1 protein-coding gene is annotated in these 520 nt (G+C 30.8%); it reads left to right on the top strand.

Annotation, left to right across the window (positions count from 1 at the left end; all coding sequences use genetic code 11):
* The coding region (locus FC14_RS05915; RefSeq protein WP_156655761.1) for a transposase at window positions 1-520 on the top strand (520 nt) is incomplete at both ends.

The raw sequence follows: 520 nt of genomic DNA, 5'->3' as shown, positions 1-520 counted from the left end.
CCACACCATTTAAATGTAGCCGATTTTGGAGAAATAATGGTATTTGAGAATTTAAATCATCTTAATTTTGACGAGATAGCTTTAACTAAGATTAAAAGATTGCCAGATAACACATTTAGACTACAAATAACCTTTACTCGTGAAAAGAAACGTAGTTCTCAAAATAAAGTTGTTGGCGCAGATTGGAACATGTTTAACAATGAAGTATTTAGAACTTCTGAAAATAAAACCATCGCAATACCTAAGGATATTGTGAAAAAAGCTAATGAATTAGAAGTAGCAAAAGATAAATTTAAATCTTTAAGAGATAGGGAATACAACAAGCGTGGTAAAACTACTTTATGGCAAAAATATCAACGTAAACAAGCAAAATTAAGTGCCAAAAGAGCTAATATTTTAACTGAAACATACAGAAAGTTAGTTCACGAATTAGTAGACGAGTTCGATACTATCATCATCGAAAAAATAGATGCTTTTGAGATGAGAAAACGTAGTTGGTCACTGAATAAAGCGCAAAACA

The organism is Ligilactobacillus agilis DSM 20509 (assembly GCF_001436215.1).
Lineage (GTDB): Bacteria > Bacillota > Bacilli > Lactobacillales > Lactobacillaceae > Ligilactobacillus > Ligilactobacillus agilis.
The sequence above is the reverse complement of the archived record's forward strand: the minus strand, read 5'-3'. Positions and strand labels throughout refer to the sequence as shown.